This is a genomic window from Enterobacter sp. WCHEn045836, assembly GCF_003965585.1.
GTDB lineage: Bacteria > Pseudomonadota > Gammaproteobacteria > Enterobacterales > Enterobacteriaceae > Enterobacter > Enterobacter dissolvens.
In genome coordinates this window covers 111,248-133,755 of sequence record NZ_RXPT01000008.1, presented here as the reverse complement: position 1 = coordinate 133,755, position 22,508 = coordinate 111,248, and the positions used below count along the sequence as shown (strand labels likewise).

The following is a 22,508-nucleotide window of genomic DNA, read 5'->3' as shown; positions in this document are numbered from 1 at the left end:
AATTACGCCTGATTTTCGCGCAATCCTATTGTCCTTATGAAGTAGGCCCTCGTATCAGAAGGATCAGTGACTTACCGGGCAGCTTATGCCCGCCAAAAGTGTAAATTTTATATTACACAGCTTGTAACGGTGATTTGACGAAATACGGCTTTTCCCTTACTCTGCGCCGCAGATTTTGTCGCGATCGTGAAGCGTTGTAGAGGAAAGCGTGAAAAACAGAACCCTGGGAAGTATTTTTATCGTCGCCGGAACGACGATTGGCGCAGGAATGCTGGCGATGCCGCTGGCCGCCGCGGGCGTCGGATTTGGTATGACCTTGTTGCTGCTGGGCACACTCTGGGCATTAATGTGTTACACCGCGCTGTTGCTGCTTGAGGTGTATCAGCACGTGCCTGCCGATACCGGGCTGGGTTCGCTTGCGGCACGCTATCTGGGCCGTTACGGCCAGTGGATTACCGGCTTTAGCATGATGTTCCTGATGTATGCCCTCACTGCCGCCTATATTAGCGGTGCCGGGGAATTGATCGCCTCAAGCGTGAACGACGGGTTCGGTTCGGGTATCACCCCGGCGACGGGGGCCATCTTCTTTACGCTCATCGGCGGCGGCGTGGTCTGTGTGGGCACCTCGCTGGTCGATCTGTTTAACCGTTTCTTGTTCAGCGCCAAAATTCTCTTTCTGATCGTAATGCTGGTTCTGCTGGCACCGCATGTTCACAAAGTCAACCTGCTGACACTGCCGCTGGAAAAAGGGCTGGCGCTTTCCGCGATCCCGGTCATTTTTACCTCATTTGGCTTCCATGGCAGTGTGCCAAGCATTGTCAGCTATATGAACGGCGATATTCGCAAGCTTCGCCGCGTGTTTGTCATCGGTAGCGCCATCCCGCTGATCGCCTACATTTTCTGGCAACTGGTAACGCTGGGCAGTATCGATTCTTCCACTTTTATTGGCTTGATGGCGGAACACGCCGGTCTGAACGGTTTTCTGCTGGCGCTGCGTGAAGTGGTCACGTCGCCACACGTGGAACTGGCGGTACACCTGTTTGCCGATCTGGCGCTGGCCACGTCATTCCTGGGCGTGGCGCTCGGTCTGTTTGATTATCTGGCGGATCTGTTCCAGCGTCGCAATTCCGTCTCCGGTCGCTTACAGACGGGGGCGATCACCTTTCTGCCTCCGCTGGCCTTTGCCCTGTTCTATCCGCGCGGGTTTGTCATGGCGCTGGGGTATGCGGGGGTGGCGCTATCCGTCCTTGCCCTGTTGCTCCCTTCTCTGCTGGCGTGGAAAAGCCGTCAACAGCATCCCCGGCAAGGGTACCGGGTGGCGGGCGGAAAACCGCTGCTGTGCATTGTGTTTGCCTGCGGGGTGGTCATTATTCTGGTGCAATTCTTAATTGCGGCGGGAATGCTGCCGGAAGTGGGGTAAAAAAAAGGGGGCTATCAACAGCCCCTTTTTTTATCAGTGCAGGCAACAGCTCTTAAACTTCTTCCCGCTGCCGCACGGACACGGATCGTTACGCCCGACCTTTGTGCCGTTCACAATCGGTTTCTGCGCTTCCGGCTGCTGAGGGTTAGCTGACCAGTAGTCGTACAAACGCAGCGCCGCTGGCTGAATACGCTCGATGCTGGCGATGTACTCCTCTTCGCTCAGGGCATCCAGTTTCTCGCTGTGCTCTTCTGAGCCGTGAAGCGCAATGGCATCCAGATCCGCTTTCAGCTCTTCAGGCAGTGCAGACCAGTCGGTCAGCGACACGCCGCGCATATAGCCATAGCACCACTCTTCCACAACGGTGTAGCTCTGGCCGTCCACGTCGTTATAACCAAACATTGGCTCAAACTGTTCCGGGAATTCGCTCAGGCGCTCAGCAATGTCGTTCATATGCTTAAAGCAGAGATCGATAAAACGGTTCATTTCACGATCGTTTTTCCAGCGCGGGATATATTTCTCGCCGCCCCATACCGCCACCAGCCAGGTGTCTGGCTCGACAACCACGGGGCCGGAAAGCACTGCCGTAAGCATGCCGTCCAGTTCGGACACGTCAATCACGGACGCATCGTCATGACCGTAAGACATTAACGTCTCTTCCAGCCACTCCATTTCGCTTTCATTTAATGGGCCTTCAGTCATTGCTGACACTCCTGATCAAAAAGGAAAGGATCCTAACACATATCGTACGCCTTTCCCGGCGGAAGTTACGCGAATTATTGCTGCAAAAACGTGCAAATCGTGACCCTTGCACAACTTATGGGCTTTATTGTTAATGAGATGTGATCTCCGCTGTAATTTCAGTGCGTCCCGCAAGGCTGCGTACAACGGCGCTCTATACTCAACATGTCGCAACGCCGTCAACAGGTTAACCATTCTGGCAACGATTTTGCTTAATCTTCAGCACGCGACACTGCGCATGGAAACCTCGCCGTATTAAGCAGGATGCTGACCGTATCTTGTTCGTAACATCATTTTTCTCGCTCGTGTTTTTGATTGGCTGCGCCGTCGGGCGTTCGGGTTTACACCGTGGTGCAAAAACCTCTTTGCTAAGGAACACAATAATGTCGCTGAAATTAATCAGAACTCCTCTTTCTCTTGTGTTGGCCGGTTGTCTGGTGACGGCATTTTCCGCCCGGGCAGATATTGTCATTGGCGTGGCCGGGCCATTCACAGGCCCCAATGCCACCTACGGCGATCAGTACTGGCATGGCGCAACACAAGCTGCAGAGGACATTAACGCCGCTGGCGGGATCAACGGTGAAAAAATTAAGCTGGTTCAGGGAGATGATGCCTGCGAGCCCAAGCAGGCCGTTGCCGTCGCCAACCGTTTAGTCGACCAGGATAAAGTCAACGCGGTAGTCGGCCATTTCTGCTCCTCGTCCACCATGCCCGCCTCCGAGGTATACAGCGACGCGGGGATCATCGCCATCACACCTGGCTCCACCAACCCGCTGATTACCGAACGCGGCATGAGCGATATGTTCCGCATGTGCGGCCGCGATGACCAGCAGGGCCAGGTCGCCAGCGATTTCATTATCGACAAGCTGAAAGCCAAACGGGTAGTGATCATTCATGATAAAGACACCTACGGCCAGGGCCTGGCGGACGCCACCAAAGCCGCACTGGCAAAACGCGGCGTGCAGGATGTGATGTACGAAGGGTTATCCCGCGGGGAAAAAGACTTTAACGCCCTGGTCACCAAAATTGGGGCGCAAAAACCGGACGTGGTGTTCTTCGGGGGCTGCCACCCTGAAGCCGGTCCGCTGGTTCGTCAGATGCGCGAACAGGGGGTGCAGGCAAAATTCTTCTCCGGCGACTGTATTGTCAATGAAGAGATGGTGACCGCGGCGGGTGGCCCTCAATATACCAACGGCATTTATATGACCTTCGGTAAAGATCCGCGCCTGATCCCGGACGGTAAAGCGGTCATTGAGAAATTCCGTGCGGGTAAATTCGAACCGGAAGGTTACACCCTCTACTCCTATGCCTCCGTGCAGGCTATCGCCGCGGCATTCAAGGCTACGGGCGGCAAGGATTCAGCCAAAGCCAGCGAATGGCTGAAGGCGAATTCGGTCGATACGGTGATGGGTAAAAAAGCCTGGGACAGCAAAGGCGATCTGAAAGTCTCTGACTACGTGGTGTATCAGTGGGACGACAAAGGTAAGTATAAGGAAGTGCCGTAACGGGACGGAGTCACGCTCAACGTCGGCAGGGCCGCCTGCCGACGCAAACAACACATCTGGCTGCGCGGGTTGCGCGGCCGTTATAAAGAGCGCGCTAAGATGAGTACATTCTTCCTGCAACAGTTAATTAATGGCTTAACGCTGGGCTCCGTCTACGGACTGATCGCCATCGGGTATACGATGGTGTACGGCATCATCGGGATGATTAACTTCGCCCATGGCGAAGTGTATATGATCTCTGCCTATCTCTGCGCGATTGGCCTGGCGCTGCTCTCCTTCTTCGGCCTGCAGTCATTCCCACTGCTGATCCTCGGCACGCTGGTATTCACCATGGTGGTCACCGGGGTGTATGGCTGGACCATCGAACGCATTGCCTATAAACCGCTACGCAACTCCACCCGTCTGGCGCCGCTGATCTCCGCCATCGGCATGTCACTTATCCTGCAAAACTACGCGCAACTGAGCCAGGGGCCGCGTCAGCAAGGGGTTCCCACCATGCTGGATGGCGTGATTCGTCTGCATCTGGGAGAGGGGTTCGTGCAGATCACCTACACCAAAGTATTCATTCTGCTCGCCTCCTTTGCCGGGATGCTGTTACTCACCTGGATAATCAGCCATACCCGGCTGGGACGAATGTGCCGCGCGGTACAACAGGATCGAAAAATGGCCTCCATTCTGGGGATAAATACCGACAGGATTATTTCACTGGTATTTGTCATCGGCGCGGCAATGGCCGGTCTGGCGGGGGTGCTCATTACCATGAATTACGGCACTTTTGATTTCTACGTCGGGTTTGTCATTGGTATCAAGGCCTTCACGGCCGCGGTGCTCGGGGGGATCGGCTCTTTGCCCGGCGCGATGCTCGGCGGGCTGATTCTGGGGGTGGCGGAAGCCCAGTTCTCCGGCATGGTGAACTCGGACTACAAAGATGTGTTCTCGTTTGGGCTGCTGGTCATGATCCTGATTTTTCGTCCTCAGGGGCTGCTCGGCCGCCCTGTTGTGGCCAAAGTGTGAAGGAGAAAACGATGACATCACACGGTTTCTCCCTCAAGCGCTGCCTGCTGGACGCGATGTTTTCCGGGCTGATCGCATTGATTATTTTTGGCCCGATTGCAGGCGTGGTGCTGGACGGGTATAGCTTTAACTTTGCCGGACAGCGACTGGCCTGGATGGTCGGCACAGTGATGGTTGGGCGTTTTCTGCTGAGCGCTTTTTTAAGTACCGCTGCGGGGGCCCGTTTTCAGGCACGGTTCGAGGCCGACAGCGCGGGGGTATATGTTCGCCCGCCGGAATACAAAAGCCGCCTGCGCTGGGTTATTCCTCTGGCGATCGCCCTTGCGATCTGCTTCCCCTTTGTCGCCACCAAATACCTGTTGACGGTTGCTATCCTCGGGCTGATTTACGTCCTGCTCGGCCTCGGGCTGAATATTGTCGTGGGTCTGGCCGGACTGCTGGATCTGGGGTATGTCGCCTTCTACGCCATCGGCGCTTACGGACTGGCGTTGGGGTATCAATATCTGGGACTCGGATTCTGGAGCATGCTGCCGCTGGCGGCAATCATGGCCGCTGCCGCCGGTGCCCTGCTCGGCTTCCCGGTGCTGCGCATGCATGGCGACTACCTGGCGATTGTGACGCTCGGGTTCGGGGAAATTATCCGTCTGGTGCTGAACAACTGGCTAACCTTTACCGGCGGGCCTAATGGCGTGTCAGCCCCGCCGCCCACGTTTTTCGGTCTGGAGTTTGGTCGACGCGCCAAAGAAGGTGGCGTGCCATTTCATGAGTTTTTCCATCTGACGTACAACCCGAATATGAAGTTTATCTTTATTTACGCGGTGCTGTTTCTGGTGGTGCTGCTGGTGCTTTATATCAAGCATCGCCTGACGCGAATGCCGATTGGCCGGGCATGGGAAGCCCTGCGGGAAGATGAAATCGCCTGCCGCTCCATGGGCCTCAACCATGTGCTGGTTAAACTTTCGGCCTTTACGCTGGGCGCGTCAACGGCCGGGATTGCGGGCGTGTTCTTTGCCACCTATCAGGGTTTTGTGAATCCAACCTCATTCACCTTTTTTGAATCTGCGCTGATCCTCGCCATCGTGGTGCTGGGCGGCATGGGCTCAACGCTTGGTGTCGTGCTGGCAGCCTTTGTGCTCACCGTGACACCCGAACTGTTGCGCAGCTTTGCTGAGTATCGCGTCCTGCTGTTTGGCATGCTGATGGTGGTGATGATGATCTGGCGTCCGCGCGGGTTGATCCGCATTAACCGCAGCGGCTTTGCCGTGCGTAAGGGCGTGGCGCCATGAACGGAACGATTTTAAGCGTAGAGCACCTGATGATGCATTTTGGTGGGATCAGGGCGCTTAATGACGTCAATCTCGACGTGCAGCGCGGCTCGATTACCGCCCTTATCGGCCCAAACGGCGCTGGCAAAACCACCGTCTTTAACTGCCTCACCGGCTTCTATAAAGCGTCCGGCGGGAGCATCCAGTTTACTGCACGCAACAAAACGACCAACGTCATTCAGGTGCTCGGGCAAAAATTCCAGCCGGGTGACTGGATAAATCCAGCACAGTTGGGGCAGCGCCTTTTCTATAAGATGTTTGGCGGGACGCATCTGGTTAACCGCGCCGGGCTGGCACGTACTTTCCAGAACATCCGCCTGTTCCGTGAGATGTCGGTCGTTGAAAACCTGCTGGTCGCACAGCATATGCGCGTTAACCGTAATTTGCTCGCCGGAATTCTCAATACTCCCGCTTACCGACGGGCAGAGAGCGACGCCCTGGACAGGGCCTTCTACTGGCTTGAGGTGGTGGATCTTGTGGATTGTGCCAATCGCCTGGCGGGCGAGATATCCTACGGCCAGCAGCGGCGTCTGGAAATCGCGCGAGCCATGTGCACCGGACCAGAAATGATTTGTCTGGATGAACCCGCCGCCGGGCTCAACCCGGTTGAAACGCACAAGCTGAGCAACATTATCCGCTTTCTGCGCGACCACCACGGCATCACGGTACTGTTGATTGAACACGATATGGGGATGGTGATGGAGATTTCGGACGACATTATTGTGCTCGACCATGGAGACGTCATCGCCAGAGGGAAACCCGAGCAGATCCAGCATGATGAAAAAGTGATTGCCGCATATCTGGGCACCGATGAAAGCGAGGTCAATCTATGAGCACTCCGATGCTGGCCTTCCGCGAAGTGGACGTATTCTACGGCGTGATCCAGGCGCTGAAACAGGTAACTCTTGAAGTAAACAAAGGGGAAACCGTGGCGCTGATTGGTGCTAACGGCGCGGGTAAATCGACATTACTGATGTCTATCTTCGGCCAGCCGCGTATTCGCAGCGGGCAGATCGTGTTTTGCGGAGAGGACATCAGTCATAAATCGACCCACTATGTCGCCTCCGAAGGCATTGCCCAGGCGCCGGAAGGACGACGCATTTTTCCCGATATGACCGTGGAAGAGAACCTGCTGATGGGGACCATCCCCATTGGCAGTCAGTTTGCGACAGAAGATATGCAAACGATGTTTGACCTCTTCCCTCGCCTCAAAGAGCGGCGTAAACAGCGCGCGATGACCATGTCCGGCGGGGAACAGCAGATGCTGGCCATCGCCCGGGCGCTGATGAGCCGCCCTAAACTCCTGTTACTGGATGAACCCAGCCTCGGCCTGGCCCCGATTGTGGTGAAACAGATCTTCCAGACGCTGCGCGAACTGGCCCGCAACGGGATGACCATTTTTCTGGTGGAGCAGAATGCGCACCACGCGCTGAAGCTTTCTGACCGCGGCTACGTCATGGTTAACGGGCAGATCCGCCTGAGCGGCAGCGGTGAGGAATTGCTGGGAAATCAGGAGGTGAGGAAGGCGTATTTGGGCGGGGTGTGATGTCAAAAACAGGTCATTAACTTCTTGAACAGCAGATCGCGCCAACATTATTTATTTGTTGAATTTCCCTTTATCCCAGCCTTCACCGCGAGCAGTTAAATCGACCGATGGCGCGACCGCTATCCCCTCAGCATCATAAAAAAATGCGGAGGTCGTAAAGTCGTATACGGTGCCGTGAACGGTGAAAGAGATGTTATTTCCGATTCCATCAACTTTTGCACGTGGCGTGTTCGCTGTAAGCGTGGGGGCGATGTGCTGCTTTTCGAGACCCTCCAGGGGATCGCCGTCATACTTGCTCGCCAAAAAATAGCGGTATACGTCCCCTGTTGTCGTGTCCGGTTCTGCGTATTCAGTGATATATAGCCACGTCCTTGGTGTGAGTTGACGAACCTCGTAAAGCTTGTCTCGCACAGTTAAGTGCTGAATATGCTGTAAATAGCAGTACATCGCGATCATAACGGCCATAATCACAGTGGCGGTCCAATGCAGCACTCTAAAAGTGGTGCTGTTTAGCATAGTCAATTCCCTGTTTTATCCAGAACTGATCAATCGGGTCATCGCCGAACGGTGGGTCTTGCATGAAATTTCCCCATTCTTCTCTTGATGTGCCCGCTTTCCACTGCGCCGCACCAGCGGCCATATGTAAAATTTCTGCCGGAATGCAAGCAGCATAACCCACTGCCCCGAAATGAAAGTTACCAAAATCAGCCCACAGCCGATTTTTTTGTTTGTAATCCCACGGCCCACCGTTTCTGACTCGATGATAAAACCAGATATACGTTAGCGGAGCGGCCATGTCCTGCACTTCGCACCGTGCTCTCGCGAGTCTGATGTGTTCCCGTAAAATCTCCAGCCCACGGGGTGGGTAAATTGGTATACATGCCATCCTTGATCTCTGTAGCCATGTAAAGCAGGCAACATAAAAGTAATTGAGATTGCGTATATTGCCCAAGATCAATTTAATATTTTTATTATTAATATCAATAAGTAACCTAATTTCATTTCAATCGCCAATGGCACAATGTGTATTACACGCTATCCAGTTTAAGCCGTTAATAGCCGTTTAATCATCAAAAAGGAGTTTTTGAAATGGCTATTCCTGCTTACTTATGGCTTAAGGATGACGGTGGTGCGGATATCAAAGGATCTGTTGATATTTTAGATCGTGAAGGGAGTATTGAAGTGCTTTCATTTAGTCACGGCTTATTGGTTCCGACCGATAACGGGACGGGCAAAATAACCGGTACGCGCCTCCATGCGCCTCTCGTAATCGAAAAAGAGTTTGATAGCTCGAGTCCGTACCTCTACAAAGCGGTAGCAACAGGCCAGACGCTAAAAAGCGCAGAGATAAAATGGTATAAAATCAACGATGCAGGACAAGAAGTTGAATACTTCAATATGTTGCTTGAAAACGTCCGGGTAGTCAGTATTAACCCCGTTATGCATAACTGCAAAGAGCCAGCATTACAGATACACAATCACAACGAAGGTATACAGCTCCGCTATGAGCGTATCACCTGGAAGTACTGCGACGGGAATGTCCAATACTCGGACGCATGGAACGAGCGCGTTACAGTCTAATGCAGGGCAGTTAATCCGCCTTATTTTTTGCAACCACTCTTGCATTAAGACCAGGAAAAGCAAATTTCAGACACAAAAAAACCACCTTTCGGTGGTTTCACGACACTGCTTATTGCTTTGATTATTCTTTGTTTCCCATGGTAGCCGGAGTGGGACTTGAACCCACACAGCGCGAACGCCGAGGGATTTTAAATCCCTTGTGTCTACCGATTCCACCATCCGGCCAGGGAAGAAAGTGGAGGCGCGTTCCGGAGTCGAACCGGACTAGACGGATTTGCAATCCGCTACATAACCGCTTTGCTAACGCGCCGTAAAACTTTTTAAACTGACACCCGCGATTGCGCATGTCTTTAATCTGGAGCGGGAAACGAGACTCGAACTCGCGACCCCGACCTTGGCAAGGTCGTGCTCTACCAACTGAGCTATTCCCGCATGTCATCAAGTTAACTGCTAACCACTTGATTTCATTATCGTCCGGCTAACTGTGCCGCCGTTCGATGCGTTGCATTCTACTGATATGACGTGATGAGTCAACGTTATTTTTTGCATCCCCGGATCGTTTGCTGAAAATTACGGCGAAACGATCACTGTTCAAGCAAATCTCCGCGTGCCGCGTTCAAATACTGCAGCATTGACCACAGTGTCAGCACCGCGGCAACCCACAGCAGGCCGATTCCCGCCCACTCTACCCAGGCGTTCGGACGCCACAGCATCCAGACCAGCGCCGCCATCTGCGCGGTGGTTTTCACTTTCCCGATCCAGGATACCGCCACGCTGCTGCGTTTACCCAGCTCAGCCATCCATTCACGCAGTGCAGAGATGATGATCTCACGTCCGATCATGGTGGCGGCTGGCAGAGTCACCCACCAGGTGTGGTAATGTTCAGCCACCAGCACCATGGCAATAGCCACCATCACTTTATCGGCCACCGGATCGAGGAAAGCACCAAAACGGGTGCTTTGGTTCCAGCGGCGCGCCAGATAGCCATCAAACCAGTCGGTGACCGCGGCAACCAGGAAAATCAGCGCACAGGCGAACGGTGCCCAGAGAACCGGCAAATAAAACGCGAGTACAAAGAACGGGATAAGCACGACGCGAAAGAGAGTGAGCAACGTAGGGATGTTATATTGCATAATGACGGTAACTATTTGTTGTCAGTAAAATTTAGCTCTATGTTGCTACAGAGCCCTCAATGTTTCAACGAGTAGTAGATCTTTTCTGCCAGCCCTTGCGAAATACCCGGCACTTTTGCAATTTCTTCCATGCTGGCGTTGAGTAGTCCTTGCAATCCGCCCATATACTTCAGCAGCATCTGGCGACGTTTTGGCCCAACGCCTTCAATGGTCTCCAGGGTACTGGTATTTTTCACCTTCGCCCGTTTTTTGCGGTGGCCGCTGATGGCGTGATCGTGTGACTCATCGCGAATATGTTGAATAACATGCAGCGCCGGGGAATCTGGCGGCAGGCTAAAGCCCTCACCTTCCGGCTCGAAGAACAGCGTCTCCAGCCCGGCTTTACGATCGGCCCCTTTTGCCACCCCTAACAGTAAGGGATGGTTTTTATCCCAGCTGACATCAAGGGATTCAAAGACCGCCTTCGCCTGGCCAAGCTGCCCTTTCCCACCGTCAATCAGGATCACATCCGGGATCTTGCTCTCTTCAATGGCTTTACCATAGCGACGGCGCAGCACCTGATTCATTGCCGCATAGTCATCCCCCGGGGTGATGCCGGTGATGTTGTAGCGACGATACTCAGCACGCAGCGGACCGTTCGCATCGAACACCACACAGGAAGCAACGGTCTGCTCCCCCATGGTATGGCTGATGTCGAAACACTCCATGCGTTTCACTTCCGGCAACTTCAGGAGCGTCGCCAGCGCCGTTAAACGCTGGCTGACCGTCGACTGCTGGGAAAGTTTTGTGCTCAGCGCTGTCGCGGCATTGGTACGCGCCAGCTTCAGATAACGCGCACGGTCGCCGCGCGGTTTGGTCTGGACATTCACCCGGCGTCCCGCCAGTTCGGATAAGGAATCCGCCAGCAGGGTTTTATCGGCAAGATTAAAATCAAGCAGGATCTCCGAGGGCAGCGTGCGCATCTGGCTCCCCTGCAGATAAAACTGGCCGACAAAGGTTTCAACCACTTCACCCAGCTCCGTACCGCCTGGCACTTTCGGGAAATAGCTGCGGCTGCCGAGCACTTTTCCCTGACGGATAAACAGCACATGCACGCAGGCCAGACCGGCATCAAAGGCAACACCAATCACGTCGAGATCGTCACCGGTGTTCGAAACAAACTGTTTCTCCGTCACCCGGCGCACCGCCTGGATTTGGTCGCGTATCCGCGCAGCCTCTTCAAATTCCAGTGCGGCGCTGGCCTTCTCCATACGGGCAATCAGCTGGGTCAGCACCTGATCGTCTTTACCGGCTAAAAACAGGCGCACGTACTCAACCTGCTGCGCATACTCCTCTTCACTCACCAGCCCGGCGACGCAGGGCCCCAGGCAGCGGCCAATCTGGTACTGCAGGCACGGGCGCGAGCGGTTACGGTAGACACTGTTTTCGCACTGACGAACAGGAAAGATTTTTTGCAGCAGCGCCAGCGTCTCACGCACGGCATAGCCGTTAGGAAACGGCCCGAAGTATTCACCCTTCGCATGTTTCGCACCACGGTGCATCGCGAGCCGGGGATGGGTATCGCCGCTCAGAAAAATAAACGGGTAGGATTTATCATCCCGCAACAGCACGTTATAGCGCGGCTGATAGAGCTTAATATAGTTGTGCTCGAGCAGGAGTGCTTCAGTCTCCGTATGGGTGACGGTGACATCAATATTCTGGATGAGCGCGACCAGCGCTTCAGTCTTACGGGAGGCAAGGTTGCTGCGAAAATAGCTGGAGAGGCGTTTCTTGAGATCTTTCGCCTTCCCCACGTAGATAACCGTACCGCCAGCGTCATACATGCGATAAACGCCAGGCTGGCTGGTCACGGTTTTCAGAAATGCTTTTGAATCAAATACATCACTCACTGACTTAATAACGTCTCCGCATTACACAGACCATGACGGATGGCAAGATGAGTCAGTTCAACATCACCGTGGATGTTCAGTTTACTGAACATCCGATAACGATAGCTGTTCACCGTTTTCGGGCTGAGATTCAGTTGCTCCGAAATCTCATTCACCTTCTGGCCTTTGGTGATCATCAGCATAATCTGCAATTCACGCTCAGACAAACTGGCAAACGGAGATTCGGTTTTCTCCGGCTCAATCTGGCTCAGCGCCATTTGTTGCGCAATGTCGGAAGCAATATAACGTTGGCCGGCAAAGACGGAGCGAATCGCGTTCACCACTTCCTGCGGCGCGGCACCTTTACTGAGGTAACCCGCCGCGCCCGCCTGCATCACCTTCGCAGGAAGCGGGTTTTCGGTATGCACGGTCAGCATGATGACTTTAGTGTCAACAAAGGTACGCGCGATTTTGCGTGTTGCTTCAAGTCCACCGATACCGGGCATGTTCATATCCATCAACACCACATCGGCTGAATTGGTGCGGCACCATTTTACCGCATCTTCGCCGCAGCAGGCTTCACCGGCAACTTTAATACCTTTTATATCTTCAAGAATGCGTCGTATCCCTGCGCGCACCAGTTCGTGGTCATCAACAAGAAGGACGTTGATCAAAGGGAATGTCTCCAGAATAGGGATAACGCTACTGAGTGATAATGAGGTTTATATTACCGTTTTTCCTCACAAGATTAAAACGTTAAAAAACCGGCTATTCGATTTCGCTCTCGTTTTTGGAAATTAGCCTGTACAGCCGCTGGAAACAAAGCCCGCTCAGCAAGCGCTTGTACGGCTTTTTTTAAGCATCTGTATTCAAAAAGTTACAAAAAGCGGCCCCCCCTCACGGGTAAAAAAACAGTTCTCAAATTTTTGTAACAATAATTAACGACAAGCGAACCGTCCATAAACAATTAATAATGTTCGACCGATGAGCAGTTTACTGGCAGGCGGTGTTTATGCAAATAAACAACCTGCGTAAAAGTATGAAAAACAACCGCTGCATTTTTTGGATCAGCTTGTGGTATACTCCGCCGCCTTGACTTGCATCATCGCGCGCGAGCGCTGTTTTATAACGAGGAAAATAAATGAGCACACCTGAATTTGCAACTGCGGAGAATAACCAGGAACTGGCCCAGGAAGTCAACTGTCTGAAAGCGCTGCTGACGCTGATGTTACAGGCAATGGGCCAGGCTGACGCCGGACGTGTGATCATTAAAATGGAAAAGCAAATCGCGCAGATGGAAGACCAGGCTGAGTCAGCGGTATTTGCCAATACCGTTAAGCAAATCAAACAAGCTTACCGCCAGTAAAACAAACGGCTGGATGCATTGCATTCAGCCGTTATCTCGTCTGGCACGCAGAACGTTCTATCCGCTCAGATTAACCCTGTCGCCGCCGCATAACATGCAATCTGCGTCTTGTTTGGCGCATTGAATTTCTTCTGCATATTCTTCTGATGGAAGTTAACGGTATTCTCCGAGATAGAGAGAATGATCGCTATTTCCGCCGACGTCTTCCCTTCCGCGGTCCATTTCAGAATTTCACGCTCACGTTTGCTGAATTTCATTTCAGGTGGCATCACCATCTCATCTTCGAAACGCAACAGGGTGGTTAACGCCATTTGCAGCAGCATTTGCAACCGCAACTCTATTTCTTCGCTCCCTATTCCACCCTCCAGTATGCTAGTACGAGAAACGGAGAGGAAACCGAGCGCGTGATTTGGCAGCATCAGACACTGGGTTATTCCCTTACGCAAGCCGTGGTCACGTGCGCCATTCCATAATGCCTGGGCATCCGCGAATAATTCATCCGTCCAGGGTAAATGGCCCTGAATGAAATTCTCCGGTTTCAGTACCGGATCAATGGCGAAATAATTCTCTGACTGATAATGCGCCATCCACCGTTGTGGATACGTAGCGTGAACAGATATCTTTGGCCGCGTAAATGGCACAGGATGGCGCACACAGAGTGCGTAATAATCAAATTCGAGCGCCTGAGTTTGTCGCTGTAGTTCCTGATATACCTCACTGACACAGGACAGCGCCTGAAACCGGAGGAAGCATTCCCGTCGCCAGGTGAAAAAGTCTGAATCCTTCATACTTACTAAATGAAGCCTCTGAAATGATATTCATTATTAAGGTGAATATAACCTAACACATAAAACTTATTTCTAACCACAAAATATCGGCAATAACACAATTAACTTTAGTTTTGATAAGGTTTATCTGAACTAAGCGGAATAAAAAAACATGAGAGACGACGCCGCGAGAGAATAATTTGCTCCAGAGGACAAATCTGGAGCAAATGCGCGCAAAAATGCTACTGCATAAGGAATTTTTCAAGGAATTGACGGGTTCGCGGCTGCTGAGGGTTGGCAAATAAACTTTCTGCCGGTCCCTGCTCCACAATCCGCCCCTGATCCATAAAAATGGCCCGGTCTGCCACGTCGCGGGCAAAGCTCATTTCATGGGTCACAATCACCATGGTGCGTTTTTCCTGTGCCAGCTGACGAATGGTGTTCAGTACCTCGCCCACCAGTTCAGGATCGAGCGCCGAGGTGGGCTCGTCAAAGAGGATAACATCCGGGCGCATCGCCAGCGCGCGGGCTATCGCCACACGCTGCTGTTGTCCCCCCGACAAACGACGCGGATAGCTGGTCTCTTTCCCGGCGAGCCCGACTTTTGCAAGCAACTCACGTGCGCGCGCCGTGGCCTCCTCTTTCGGTTCACCTTTGACGATCACCGGTCCTTCAATAATATTCTCCAGCACCGTCCGGTGCGGGAACAGATTGAAGTTCTGGAAAACAAACCCTACGTGCTGGCGCAACTGGCGGATCAGACCTTTTTGCTGGCTGATGGATTTACCGGTATCAATGGTGATCTCCCCGACCCGGATAGTGCCGCCCTCCGGCTGTTCAAGCAGGTTAATGCTGCGCAGCAGCGTGGTTTTCCCTGAGCCGCTCGGGCCGATAATCGCCACCACTTCACCCTTTTCAACCTCCAGATCGATTCCGTGGAGCACCGTTTGCCCGTGGAATTTCTTCACCAGGTTTTTAACGTCGATAGCACTCATTTTGGATCACGCTCCTGGCGGTTAAGCTGGTTTTCAAAGTAGTTTTGCAGGGCAGACAACACCGTCGCCATCACCCAGTAGATCAGCGAGGCCGCGAGGTACATGGTAAACACTTCAAGCGTGCGCGAGGTGATAAGCTGCGCCTGACGGAACAGCTCCGGCACCTGAATCGTCGCCGCCAGCGAGGTGTCTTTCACCAGGCTGATAAAGCTGTTGCTGAGTGGCGGCAGCGCCACCCGCGCCGCCTGCGGCAGAATGGCCCGGCGCAAAGTCTGCCACGGTGTCATACCGATACTGGCCGCGGCTTCCCACTGCCCTTTATCAATCGACGAAATAGCCGCGCGCAGGGTTTCCGAGGTATACGCTGCCGTATTGAGCGACAGGCCAATCATTGCAGCCGGGATCGGGTCCAGCTCAATCCCGAACTGCGGTAAGCCGTAGTAGATCATAAAGAGCTGCGCGATAAGCGGGGTACCGCGAAACACCGAGATATAAAAGCGAGCCAGCCAGCGCACCGGCCAGACGGGAGACATACGCATTAACGCCAGCACAAACCCGAGTACCAGGCCGAAGAACATGCCACCAATACTGAGCTGTAATGTAAACACCGCGCCTTTCAGCAGGAACGGCAGCGAATCGATAACCAGTTGAATACTTTCTTGCATTATTATTTTTCGACCTGATTTTTAGACATGAGGATGATAGGCAAACAGCGCGGGCGCCCCGCCGGTGTGCACAAATAAAATCGGCCCTTCATCCTTAAAGCGTTTCTGCGCAATGCCATCAATAAGCCCGGCCATCGCTTTGCCCGTATAGACCGGATCAAGCAATATCCCCTCGAGGCGCGCCAGCAGTTTAACCGCTTCCATCCCCTCTTCGTTCGGCGTGCCGTAACCCGGCGCAAAATAGTCGTCCCAGAGCAGAATATCGGCCTTTGCCTTCAGCTCCAGCTGCCCGGCCACCGCCTGCTGCAAGCTCACCACTTTGGGTTTCTGATCTGCAACGCTGCGCGATACCGTTACACCAATCAGCTCCACCTCCGGCAGCAGTTGCTCCAGACCGACGGCCAGCCCCGCGTGCGTCCCCGCACTGCCGGAAGCAACCACCACTGAGGAGAGACTTACCGCCCCCTCACACTGCTGAGCAATTTCCAGCGCGCTTTCCACATACCCCAGCGCACCCAGCGCATTCGACCCGCCCACTGGAATGACATAGGGACGGAAACCCTGTGCTTCCAGACGTGTGGCCAGCTCATCGAGTTGTGCGGTCGGGTCGGTTAACGCGTCGACCATTTCAACCTGGACATTAAACAGATCCAACAGCAGACGGTTTCCGTTGGTCAGGTAGTTTTCTGCCCGCGTACCGATTGGGTTTTCCAGCAATGCCACACAGTGCAGCCCGAGTTTTGCCGCCACCGCCGCCGTCTGACGAACGTGGTTGGACTGAATCGCGCCTGCGGTGATGAGGGTATCAGCCCCTTCGCGCAGTGCGTCAGCCGCCAGAAACTCCAGTTTGCGCAGCTTATTGCCCCCCATTGCCATGGGCGTCACGTCATCGCGTTTAATAAAAATATCGCGCCCTAAATAGTCAGAAAATCGCGGCAGATACTCCAGCGGCGTCGGCGCGCCGATAAATTCCAGGCGGGGAAAACGCGTTAAATTCTGTAGTGACATGGGTTCTCCGGTAACTCAGACAAAATGTGATATTTTTCATTATGCACGCAGACGCGTAAGAAATAAAAAAGGCGCTTTTAAAAGCGCCTTTTTTTAACGTCACAGACTTATTTGGTGACGTCTGCCCCAAACCACTTCTCAGAAAGGGCTTTCAGGCTGCCGTCTTTTTGCATATCAGCAATCGCGGCGTCGATCGCCTTGACCAGGTCTTCGTTACCTTTACGGATAGCAATACCGGACTCCTGACGAGAGAACGCATCACCGGCGACTGCCAGGGTGTTGTTGGTTTTCTTCACCAGATCCAGCGCCGCCAGACGGTCAACCAGGATGGCATCGATACGGCCAACGCGGAGATCCTGGTATTTTGTCGGGTCATCATCATAAGTGCGGATATCCACACCCTGAACGTTCTGGCGCAGCCACTCTTCGTAGTTGGTGCCCAGACCGACACCGACTTTCTTACCTTTCAGGTCCGCGGCAGTTTTGATTGAGCCTTCGTTACCTTTCTTCACCAGCGCCTGGATACCGGACACGGTGTACGGCGTGGAGAAGTCGTACTTCTTCTTACGCTCGTCAGAAATGGTCACCTGGTTAATCACCACATCAATACGTTTGGAGTCCAGCGACGCCAGCATACCGTCCCATTTGGTCGGTTTCAGGGACGCTTTCACGCCAAGGTGTTTCGCCAGTTCTTCCGCAAATTCCACTTCGAAACCGGTCAATTTACCGTCATCGCCCTGGAAGCTGAACGGAGGATAGGTTCCTTCCAGCCCGACCAGCAGCGTACCGCGCTCTTTCACTTTATTAAGCAGGTTCTCTGCGGCGAACGTTTTCACGCTCATGCCTGCGACCAGCGCAACGGCCATGACGCCCATCAGTGCCTGACGACCCAGAAGTGCTAATTTCATAAGTACCCCGATATAGTGGAATTTTTGAGTAGTGTAGAGAAATCGCCTGCAAGGTCAAAGGCGACTGCGCTACATCTTATTCTTTTTTAATATATATCAGAAGTTGTCCCGGCGTGGGCTTTCTGCTTTACCGCACCGGGCATTTGTACCTTATATTGTGCGTACTTGCGCAGCGCAATACGGTAGTTGTTGGTGCTGGTTGCAGGCAGCCACGGCTCCAGGTTTTCATCCAGATAACCGGTCTTGAGCAGATCGCGAGAAATATTGTTCACGGTCAGATGCTGCCCCAGGCGACGCAGGCGAACCACGTATTCGCGCACGGTACCGTGGCTCATCTCCGTTTGTTCAAACAGGAACTGTTTGAACCCGATAATATCGAAGAAGTCGCTTTGCTCTTTGCAGTGGAGATCGCCACAGAAACGGCAAAGCGCCACCCACTCTTTCTGCTCTTCGCGCCACGCGGCTTCGTCCATCAACGTGTCGAGACGAGAAATCGCAATTTTATTGACGATTTCGCCACGACGAACCAGCGTGATACGATCGAGTAACTTGTTACAGTGGGCGCAATGCGTCTGGCTGTGTTTAAAGTCTTTCAGGTAGCGGCTTAAAGGCCGTCTTTTAGATTGCTGCACCGTCATGATAACTCCTGGTTGTCAATACGTTGTGCGGCATTTTTCAGGTGAATCAATCACCTATAACTTACCCAGTTTGGTTCGTAAGCGTTTAATGGCCTGGCTGTGCAGCTGGCTCACCCGCGACTCCCCCACTTCCAGAACAGCACCAATCTCTTTGAGATTGAGCTCTTCCTGATAATAGAGGGTCAACACCAGTTGTTCGCGCTCCGGTAAAGCTTCAATGGCTTCCATGACGCGCTGGCGTAAATTACCTTCCATTAAATGGTGTAACGGGTTTTCTTGCTGGTGCTCATCCGTCACCAGCTCGATGCTATCGCCATGCTCTTCGCGCCACTCGTCATAAGAGAAGAGTTGGCTATTATTGGTATCGAGCAACATCTGACGATACTCTTCAACAGGAATTCCAAGCCGTTCCGCCACTTCCGTTTCCGTCGCGTTGCGTCCCAGTTCCTGTTCCAGCTGCCCCATCGCATGCGCCACTTCGCGTGCGTTGCGGCGAACACTGCGCGGCACCCAGTCCCGGCTGCGCAGCTCGTCCAGCATCGCGCCACGAATACGCTGAACTGCGTAAGTGGTAAATGCCGTTCCTTGCAGAGCGTCGTATCGGTCAACTGCATTCAATAACCCGATACCGCCCGCCTGTAGCAGATCGTCCAGTTCCACACTCGCCGGCAAACGCACCTGGAGGCGCAATGCTTCGTGACGCACCAGCGGGACATAACGCTGCCACAGCGAGTGTTTATCCATTACACCTTCAGCGGTATAGAGTGAATTCACGATAAACAGCCCTGCGTTAGTTGAGTTATCGGCATGATTATCCGATTCTGCAGGGCGTTCAATTGGGTGAATAGTGGGTAAAATAAGGGGTTATTTGGGGGGTTACCGATGCATGTCGGGATAACATGCATCCTGCAGTAAGAATAACGTCAGCCTTTTTTACACAGCAAGAATATGCTGGAACATAAATCAGGGTATTGATGGCCTAACTCGTAGCAGCCCTCAAGATATTCCTTCGAAATGATATCTGTCTGTAAAAGTTTGTCCCACTGGAAATTAGCGAGCGCCTTGAAAAAAATACCCGTGCGATACACAACGTTGAGTCCCGCAAGACGGGCATCTCTCTCAAGCGTATCCAGAGAATAAGTACAACGATGGCCATGCTGATACTCAGCCTCCGTCACCGCACTATTATGCGAAATTAATCCCATTTTAACGGCAATCTGTCGGGACGCGGCATGCGCATTAGGACAGACCAGAAAAAAGTGTCCATCATCCGTTAGCCATTCATCATTAATGCGTTTTAAGAGGTTAACGGGATCGTCAATATGCTCCAGCACATGGGTGAGAACAATATTGTCATAACGCGCAGGAAGCTGAACATCCTCAAAGCGGGAATGGACAAACGAGACGTTTTTTCCCAGGCGCTCACGGGCGATGGTCATCGCCTCTTCGGAAGCTTCCACGCAGGTGATGGCGTTGAATTTTTCAGCCAGGCGTGCGGTAAAATCACCTTTAAAACTACCCAGCTCAAGTAAATTACCTGGCTTAAAGAACGGTGTGAACGCACGGATCATAAAAGGGTGCATCACATCAAAATCAAAGTTATAGGCATACTGATGATCGGCAGTGTCTTTGATTTCCAGATTGTAATCACGAAGGGTCATGTTGTTATCTCACTCTGCAAAGTCATGGTTATCTTTGAAGCGTTTGATCGTCCGAAGATAAATCCATGCTTTAGATATAAACGTTGCGCCGACACGTTATTCTTATCGACTTCAAGATTAATTTCAGTCACACCCAGGGACTGTAAATGTTCAATGCTTTGAATTAATAGCTGACTACCCACACCGCAATGCTGAGCGTCAGGCAAAACGGAAACATTCGTAATAAATCCCTGCTGACGCTGGGCATCGTAATAGGCTGCAACCAGTCCGGTGAGCGTGGTGTTATGCCAGGCTTCGGTTCGCCATGCCCGCTCCGCTATTTTTTTGGCATAGTCCTGCAACGCGATTATTTCGGTAATAGACGCGACAAATAGCGGGTCACACTGATTAAAGTGTTCGACGATCTCCTCCGGTGAGGCGCGGTTCTGGCAAAACGTCCAGCAATTCATAACACCAGTTCCGCCAGGCCAAACCCTGCTTTGCCAAACGCATTACCGTTATAAAGCAAATAGACTTTTTCATCGCAGCGGAAAAGATGGGGATAGCACTGCATTTCGCTGTCCCAGTCATCCACGGACGCGAGCGACGCCATCTGGCTATCATCACGATGCCAGTGGTGTAAATCATCAGACCAGGCATAGCCCAGACGATAACCGCGCCCCTGCCCTGTGCGGAAATCGAAACACTCCCGGAAGCAAAAGACCATATGATACCGGCCATTGATTTCAATCACCGTCGGCAGCGCCTGACATTCGTCTTCCCCCAGCACCGAAGGAATGATTTGCTGGCTGTCACGCTGCCAGTGGATGCCATCGTCTGATTCCGCATGGGCAATTTTATAGATGCGATCCGGCACCGAATCCGGCGTGCGCTTTTTCCAGCCCGTGCCAAAGATGTACCACATATGGAAACGTTCACGGGTATGGATAACAAAGGCATCACCCACTAAGTGCGGCTCGTGCAATGAGGGGCCCATCACCGGCCCGGTACCGATGCGGGTGAAGTGTTCGCCATTGTCCGTACTTACCGCAAGACCAATGGCCGTATCAACCGAGACCGAAACGCGACGGTTCCACCCGGTTGTCCAGGCCATGATTTTGCCGTCGTGACGCAGAACGTTGCAGGGGAAAATACCGTGCTCGTCGAATGTGCCCAGTTCAGCAGGAGCAAGCACCGGCTCGGGACTGATGCGCAGCACCTCCCGCAGCGATTTATCCATATCCACATAGCAGACGCGGCTGATGAACTTTGCTGAGAGCTCCTCGCGCTCGCGGGTGGAGAAGTAGATGCGGACAAAGTCATCAAATACCAGCGCTTGCGGAGACTGGGCAAACCCCACCCCATTTGCCAGAGGAGGAAACTGTGACGGCGAATAGATAAGCCCGTGCTTACGCCAGTTCAGGGTTAGCATAATTTGCCCTCAAGTTGTGCCAGTCCAAAGCCATAGCGCCCCACCTGATCCCCCAGATAAGCCATATAAACAGTGCCATCCAGTTCGAATACGTGTGGGTAGCTGATCATCTCGGCATCCCATCCGGAAGCAGACACATCAATGCCGGCTTTGCTGTCATCCCGATGCCACGTGATCATATCCAGACTCCACGCGTAGCCGATCCGGTAACCGTTCTGTTTCCCGCGATAATGGGCGCTGTAGCGGTAGCAAAAAAACATATGGTATTTGCCGTTGGCGTAAAAGACATCCGGACTGGCCTGCGCCTCGTCCTCTTCGATACGGCTGGGGATCAGATCTTTATTCAGTTTTGTCCAGTTGATGCCATCGTCAGACGTCGCCATGCGGATCTTGTAGACCGGCTCTGCACGGCCATCCACCTGCTTCCATTTGCGACCCGCGATATAAAAAAGCTGCCACTGGTTATTGAACCTGCGAATTTTTGGCCCACTCATCACAAACGGCTCATCCTGAGAGTAACCGATTGCCGGCCCCGGGCCCGCTTTAACGAAGGTCTCCCCCTGGTCATGGCTTACTGCCATGCCAATCGCCACGTTGAACGGCACCGATTCGCAACGGGTCCAGCCCGCATACCAGGCTTTTACCACATCGTTATCGCGCATCACGGAGACGGGATAGGTTCCAAATTCGTCGAACTCTCCGTATCCCCCCAACGGGAGGATCGGTTCGCGGGCGACGCGCAACACGTGGAAGAGATCGTCACGTGCCAAATCCACCCAGGCGGAGTAGCTGACATATTTTCCCTGCTCATCGGCAGGTGGGCGGCAGGAGAAATAGACACGCACGAAATCATCAAAGATCAGCGTCGCCGGAGCCTGCGCAAACTCTTTAAGCCAGGGGCGATGAGTCACCTCCTGCGGGGTAAAGACCTTACCCAATTTTTTCCATGTAAACAT

General features: G+C 53.1%; 25 protein-coding genes and 3 tRNA genes. 8 read left to right on the top strand and 20 right to left on the bottom strand.

Features of this window, described 5'->3' with window-relative positions; all coding sequences use genetic code 11:
• Positions 1 to 208 precede the first annotated feature (208 nt).
• Entirely contained in the window at positions 209 to 1,420 is a 1,212-nt protein-coding gene (gene tyrP / locus EKN38_RS12460) for a tyrosine transporter TyrP (protein WP_014832442.1), read from the top strand.
• 33 nt (positions 1,421 to 1,453) lie between these two features.
• Here the strand turns inward: tyrP and EKN38_RS12455 are convergent, their stop codons facing one another.
• Positions 1,454 to 2,122, bottom strand: coding sequence for a YecA family protein (locus EKN38_RS12455; protein WP_014832443.1), 669 nt, complete (start codon positions 2,120 to 2,122; stop codon positions 1,454 to 1,456).
• Positions 2,123 to 2,544: 422 nt separating this feature from the next.
• Between EKN38_RS12455 and EKN38_RS12450 the strand changes: the two genes are divergently transcribed.
• From EKN38_RS12450 to EKN38_RS12430, 5 genes are all read left to right on the top strand, one after another.
• On the top strand, positions 2,545 to 3,666 hold the full coding sequence (locus tag EKN38_RS12450) for a branched-chain amino acid ABC transporter substrate-binding protein (RefSeq protein ID WP_014832444.1): 1,122 nt from the start codon (positions 2,545 to 2,547) through the stop codon (positions 3,664 to 3,666).
• A 99-nt stretch (positions 3,667 to 3,765) separates the two neighbouring features.
• On the top strand, positions 3,766 to 4,680 hold the full coding sequence (locus EKN38_RS12445; RefSeq protein WP_014832445.1) for an ABC transporter permease subunit: 915 nt from the start codon (positions 3,766 to 3,768) through the stop codon (positions 4,678 to 4,680).
• Between the two features lie 11 nt (positions 4,681 to 4,691).
• Positions 4,692 to 5,966 (top strand): high-affinity branched-chain amino acid ABC transporter permease LivM, encoded by a 1,275-nt coding sequence (gene livM, locus EKN38_RS12440; protein ID WP_014832446.1) that lies wholly within the window; start codon positions 4,692 to 4,694, stop codon positions 5,964 to 5,966.
• Positions 5,963 to 6,838 carry an ATP-binding cassette domain-containing protein gene (locus EKN38_RS12435; RefSeq protein ID WP_014832447.1) on the top strand — a complete coding sequence of 292 codons (876 nt, stop codon included), beginning with the start codon at positions 5,963 to 5,965 and terminating at the stop codon, positions 6,836 to 6,838. Before livM ends, EKN38_RS12435 begins: the two co-directional genes overlap by 4 nt.
• A complete protein-coding gene (locus EKN38_RS12430; RefSeq protein ID WP_014832448.1) occupies positions 6,835 to 7,551 on the top strand; it encodes an ABC transporter ATP-binding protein in 717 nt (238 codons plus the stop codon). The genes EKN38_RS12435 and EKN38_RS12430 overlap by 4 nt, the downstream gene beginning before the upstream one ends.
• Positions 7,552 to 7,602: 51 nt before the next feature.
• Here EKN38_RS12430 and EKN38_RS12425 read toward each other — a convergent pair whose 3' ends face one another.
• Positions 7,603 to 8,067 (bottom strand): hypothetical protein, encoded by a 465-nt coding sequence (locus EKN38_RS12425; protein ID WP_014832449.1) that lies wholly within the window; start codon positions 8,065 to 8,067, stop codon positions 7,603 to 7,605.
• The gene (locus tag EKN38_RS12420) at positions 8,045 to 8,347 is read right to left on the bottom strand and encodes a polymorphic toxin type 44 domain-containing protein (RefSeq protein WP_238540742.1); all 303 of its coding nucleotides are present in this window, start codon (positions 8,345 to 8,347) and stop codon (positions 8,045 to 8,047) included. Before EKN38_RS12420 ends, EKN38_RS12425 begins: the two co-directional genes overlap by 23 nt.
• Before the next feature lie 293 nt (positions 8,348 to 8,640).
• Between EKN38_RS12420 and EKN38_RS12415 the strand changes: the two genes are divergently transcribed.
• Complete coding sequence (locus EKN38_RS12415) at positions 8,641 to 9,132, top strand: Hcp family type VI secretion system effector (protein ID WP_014832451.1); 492 nt, start codon at positions 8,641 to 8,643, stop codon at positions 9,130 to 9,132.
• A 138-nt stretch (positions 9,133 to 9,270) separates the two neighbouring features.
• Here EKN38_RS12415 and EKN38_RS12410 read toward each other — a convergent pair.
• The 6 genes from EKN38_RS12410 to uvrY form a co-directional block, all read right to left on the bottom strand.
• Positions 9,271 to 9,357, bottom strand: a tRNA-Leu gene (locus EKN38_RS12410).
• 11 nt (positions 9,358 to 9,368) lie between these two features.
• Positions 9,369 to 9,442, bottom strand: a tRNA-Cys gene (locus tag EKN38_RS12405).
• A 46-nt stretch (positions 9,443 to 9,488) separates the two neighbouring features.
• Positions 9,489 to 9,564 (bottom strand) — tRNA-Gly (locus tag EKN38_RS12400).
• Positions 9,565 to 9,716: 152 nt separating this feature from the next.
• Positions 9,717 to 10,265, bottom strand: coding sequence for a CDP-diacylglycerol--glycerol-3-phosphate 3-phosphatidyltransferase (gene pgsA / locus EKN38_RS12395; RefSeq protein WP_014832452.1), 549 nt, complete (start codon positions 10,263 to 10,265; stop codon positions 9,717 to 9,719).
• Positions 10,266 to 10,321: 56 nt separating this feature from the next.
• Entirely contained in the window at positions 10,322 to 12,154 is a 1,833-nt protein-coding gene (gene uvrC / locus EKN38_RS12390; RefSeq protein ID WP_013096027.1) for an excinuclease ABC subunit UvrC, read from the bottom strand.
• On the bottom strand, positions 12,151 to 12,807 hold the full coding sequence (gene uvrY, locus EKN38_RS12385) for a UvrY/SirA/GacA family response regulator transcription factor (protein ID WP_013096026.1): 657 nt from the start codon (positions 12,805 to 12,807) through the stop codon (positions 12,151 to 12,153). The genes uvrC and uvrY overlap by 4 nt, the downstream gene beginning before the upstream one ends.
• A gap of 467 nt (positions 12,808 to 13,274) precedes the next feature.
• Between uvrY and EKN38_RS12380 the strand changes: the two genes are divergently transcribed.
• Positions 13,275 to 13,499: a DUF2594 family protein gene (locus EKN38_RS12380; RefSeq protein ID WP_014832453.1), complete on the top strand. Its 225-nt coding sequence runs from the start codon at positions 13,275 to 13,277 to the stop codon at positions 13,497 to 13,499.
• Between the two features lie 65 nt (positions 13,500 to 13,564).
• Here EKN38_RS12380 and sdiA read toward each other — a convergent pair whose 3' ends face one another.
• The 11 genes from sdiA to EKN38_RS12325 form a co-directional block, all read right to left on the bottom strand.
• Complete coding sequence (sdiA, locus tag EKN38_RS12375) at positions 13,565 to 14,287, bottom strand: transcriptional regulator SdiA (protein WP_014832454.1); 723 nt, start codon at positions 14,285 to 14,287, stop codon at positions 13,565 to 13,567.
• A gap of 221 nt (positions 14,288 to 14,508) precedes the next feature.
• Positions 14,509 to 15,261: an L-cystine ABC transporter ATP-binding protein TcyN gene (gene tcyN / locus EKN38_RS12370; protein ID WP_014832455.1), complete on the bottom strand. Its 753-nt coding sequence runs from the start codon at positions 15,259 to 15,261 to the stop codon at positions 14,509 to 14,511.
• Positions 15,258 to 15,926: a cystine ABC transporter permease gene (tcyL, locus tag EKN38_RS12365; protein WP_013096022.1), complete on the bottom strand. Its 669-nt coding sequence runs from the start codon at positions 15,924 to 15,926 to the stop codon at positions 15,258 to 15,260. Before tcyL ends, tcyN begins: the two co-directional genes overlap by 4 nt.
• Positions 15,927 to 15,947: 21 nt before the next feature.
• Positions 15,948 to 16,934, bottom strand: a complete 987-nt coding sequence (gene dcyD, locus EKN38_RS12360; RefSeq protein ID WP_014832456.1) for a D-cysteine desulfhydrase — start codon at positions 16,932 to 16,934, stop codon at positions 15,948 to 15,950.
• A gap of 107 nt (positions 16,935 to 17,041) precedes the next feature.
• Complete coding sequence (gene tcyJ, locus EKN38_RS12355) at positions 17,042 to 17,842, bottom strand: cystine ABC transporter substrate-binding protein (RefSeq protein WP_014832457.1); 801 nt, start codon at positions 17,840 to 17,842, stop codon at positions 17,042 to 17,044.
• An 86-nt stretch (positions 17,843 to 17,928) separates the two neighbouring features.
• Positions 17,929 to 18,480: a flagella biosynthesis regulatory protein FliZ gene (gene fliZ / locus EKN38_RS12350; RefSeq protein WP_014832458.1), complete on the bottom strand. Its 552-nt coding sequence runs from the start codon at positions 18,478 to 18,480 to the stop codon at positions 17,929 to 17,931.
• Between the two features lie 54 nt (positions 18,481 to 18,534).
• The gene (locus EKN38_RS12345) at positions 18,535 to 19,254 is read right to left on the bottom strand and encodes an RNA polymerase sigma factor FliA (RefSeq protein ID WP_013096018.1); all 720 of its coding nucleotides are present in this window, start codon (positions 19,252 to 19,254) and stop codon (positions 18,535 to 18,537) included.
• A gap of 149 nt (positions 19,255 to 19,403) precedes the next feature.
• Positions 19,404 to 20,141, bottom strand: coding sequence for a class I SAM-dependent methyltransferase (locus EKN38_RS12340; protein WP_046887999.1), 738 nt, complete (start codon positions 20,139 to 20,141; stop codon positions 19,404 to 19,406).
• Positions 20,138 to 20,590 carry a GNAT family N-acetyltransferase gene (locus EKN38_RS12335; RefSeq protein ID WP_014832461.1) on the bottom strand — a complete coding sequence of 151 codons (453 nt, stop codon included), beginning with the start codon at positions 20,588 to 20,590 and terminating at the stop codon, positions 20,138 to 20,140. The genes EKN38_RS12340 and EKN38_RS12335 overlap by 4 nt, the downstream gene beginning before the upstream one ends.
• Entirely contained in the window at positions 20,587 to 21,552 is a 966-nt protein-coding gene (locus tag EKN38_RS12330) for a hypothetical protein (protein WP_014832462.1), read from the bottom strand. Before EKN38_RS12330 ends, EKN38_RS12335 begins: the two co-directional genes overlap by 4 nt.
• On the bottom strand, positions 21,546 to 22,508 hold the full coding sequence (locus EKN38_RS12325) for a glycosylase (RefSeq protein ID WP_014832463.1): 963 nt from the start codon (positions 22,506 to 22,508) through the stop codon (positions 21,546 to 21,548). Before EKN38_RS12325 ends, EKN38_RS12330 begins: the two co-directional genes overlap by 7 nt.

Excerpts from the sequence above, each read along its gene's own strand:
- EKN38_RS12455 (WP_014832443.1), bottom strand. The coding sequence starts at position 2,122 with ATGACTGAAGGCCCATTAAATGAAAGCGAAATGGAGTGGCTGGAAGAG.
- EKN38_RS12450 (WP_014832444.1), top strand. The coding sequence starts at position 2,545 with ATGTCGCTGAAATTAATCAGAACTCCTCTTTCTCTTGTGTTGGCCGGT.
- EKN38_RS12445 (WP_014832445.1), top strand. The coding sequence starts at position 3,766 with ATGAGTACATTCTTCCTGCAACAGTTAATTAATGGCTTAACGCTGGGC.
- livM (WP_014832446.1), top strand. The coding sequence starts at position 4,692 with ATGACATCACACGGTTTCTCCCTCAAGCGCTGCCTGCTGGACGCGATG.
- EKN38_RS12435 (WP_014832447.1), top strand. The coding sequence starts at position 5,963 with ATGAACGGAACGATTTTAAGCGTAGAGCACCTGATGATGCATTTTGGT.
- EKN38_RS12430 (WP_014832448.1), top strand. The coding sequence starts at position 6,835 with ATGAGCACTCCGATGCTGGCCTTCCGCGAAGTGGACGTATTCTACGGC.
- EKN38_RS12425 (WP_014832449.1), bottom strand. The coding sequence starts at position 8,067 with ATGCTAAACAGCACCACTTTTAGAGTGCTGCATTGGACCGCCACTGTG.
- EKN38_RS12420 (WP_238540742.1), bottom strand. The coding sequence starts at position 8,347 with ATGGCCGCTCCGCTAACGTATATCTGGTTTTATCATCGAGTCAGAAAC.
- EKN38_RS12415 (WP_014832451.1), top strand. The coding sequence starts at position 8,641 with ATGGCTATTCCTGCTTACTTATGGCTTAAGGATGACGGTGGTGCGGAT.
- pgsA (WP_014832452.1), bottom strand. The coding sequence starts at position 10,265 with ATGCAATATAACATCCCTACGTTGCTCACTCTCTTTCGCGTCGTGCTT.
- EKN38_RS12380 (WP_014832453.1), top strand. The coding sequence starts at position 13,275 with ATGAGCACACCTGAATTTGCAACTGCGGAGAATAACCAGGAACTGGCC.
- sdiA (WP_014832454.1), bottom strand. The coding sequence starts at position 14,287 with ATGAAGGATTCAGACTTTTTCACCTGGCGACGGGAATGCTTCCTCCGG.
- tcyN (WP_014832455.1), bottom strand. The coding sequence starts at position 15,261 with ATGAGTGCTATCGACGTTAAAAACCTGGTGAAGAAATTCCACGGGCAA.
- tcyL (WP_013096022.1), bottom strand. The coding sequence starts at position 15,926 with ATGCAAGAAAGTATTCAACTGGTTATCGATTCGCTGCCGTTCCTGCTG.
- dcyD (WP_014832456.1), bottom strand. The coding sequence starts at position 16,934 with ATGTCACTACAGAATTTAACGCGTTTTCCCCGCCTGGAATTTATCGGC.
- tcyJ (WP_014832457.1), bottom strand. The coding sequence starts at position 17,842 with ATGAAATTAGCACTTCTGGGTCGTCAGGCACTGATGGGCGTCATGGCC.
- fliZ (WP_014832458.1), bottom strand. The coding sequence starts at position 18,480 with ATGACGGTGCAGCAATCTAAAAGACGGCCTTTAAGCCGCTACCTGAAA.
- EKN38_RS12340 (WP_046887999.1), bottom strand. The coding sequence starts at position 20,141 with ATGACCCTTCGTGATTACAATCTGGAAATCAAAGACACTGCCGATCAT.
- EKN38_RS12335 (WP_014832461.1), bottom strand. The coding sequence starts at position 20,590 with ATGAATTGCTGGACGTTTTGCCAGAACCGCGCCTCACCGGAGGAGATC.
- EKN38_RS12330 (WP_014832462.1), bottom strand. The coding sequence starts at position 21,552 with ATGCTAACCCTGAACTGGCGTAAGCACGGGCTTATCTATTCGCCGTCA.
- EKN38_RS12325 (WP_014832463.1), bottom strand. The coding sequence starts at position 22,508 with ATGTTTACATGGAAAAAATTGGGTAAGGTCTTTACCCCGCAGGAGGTG.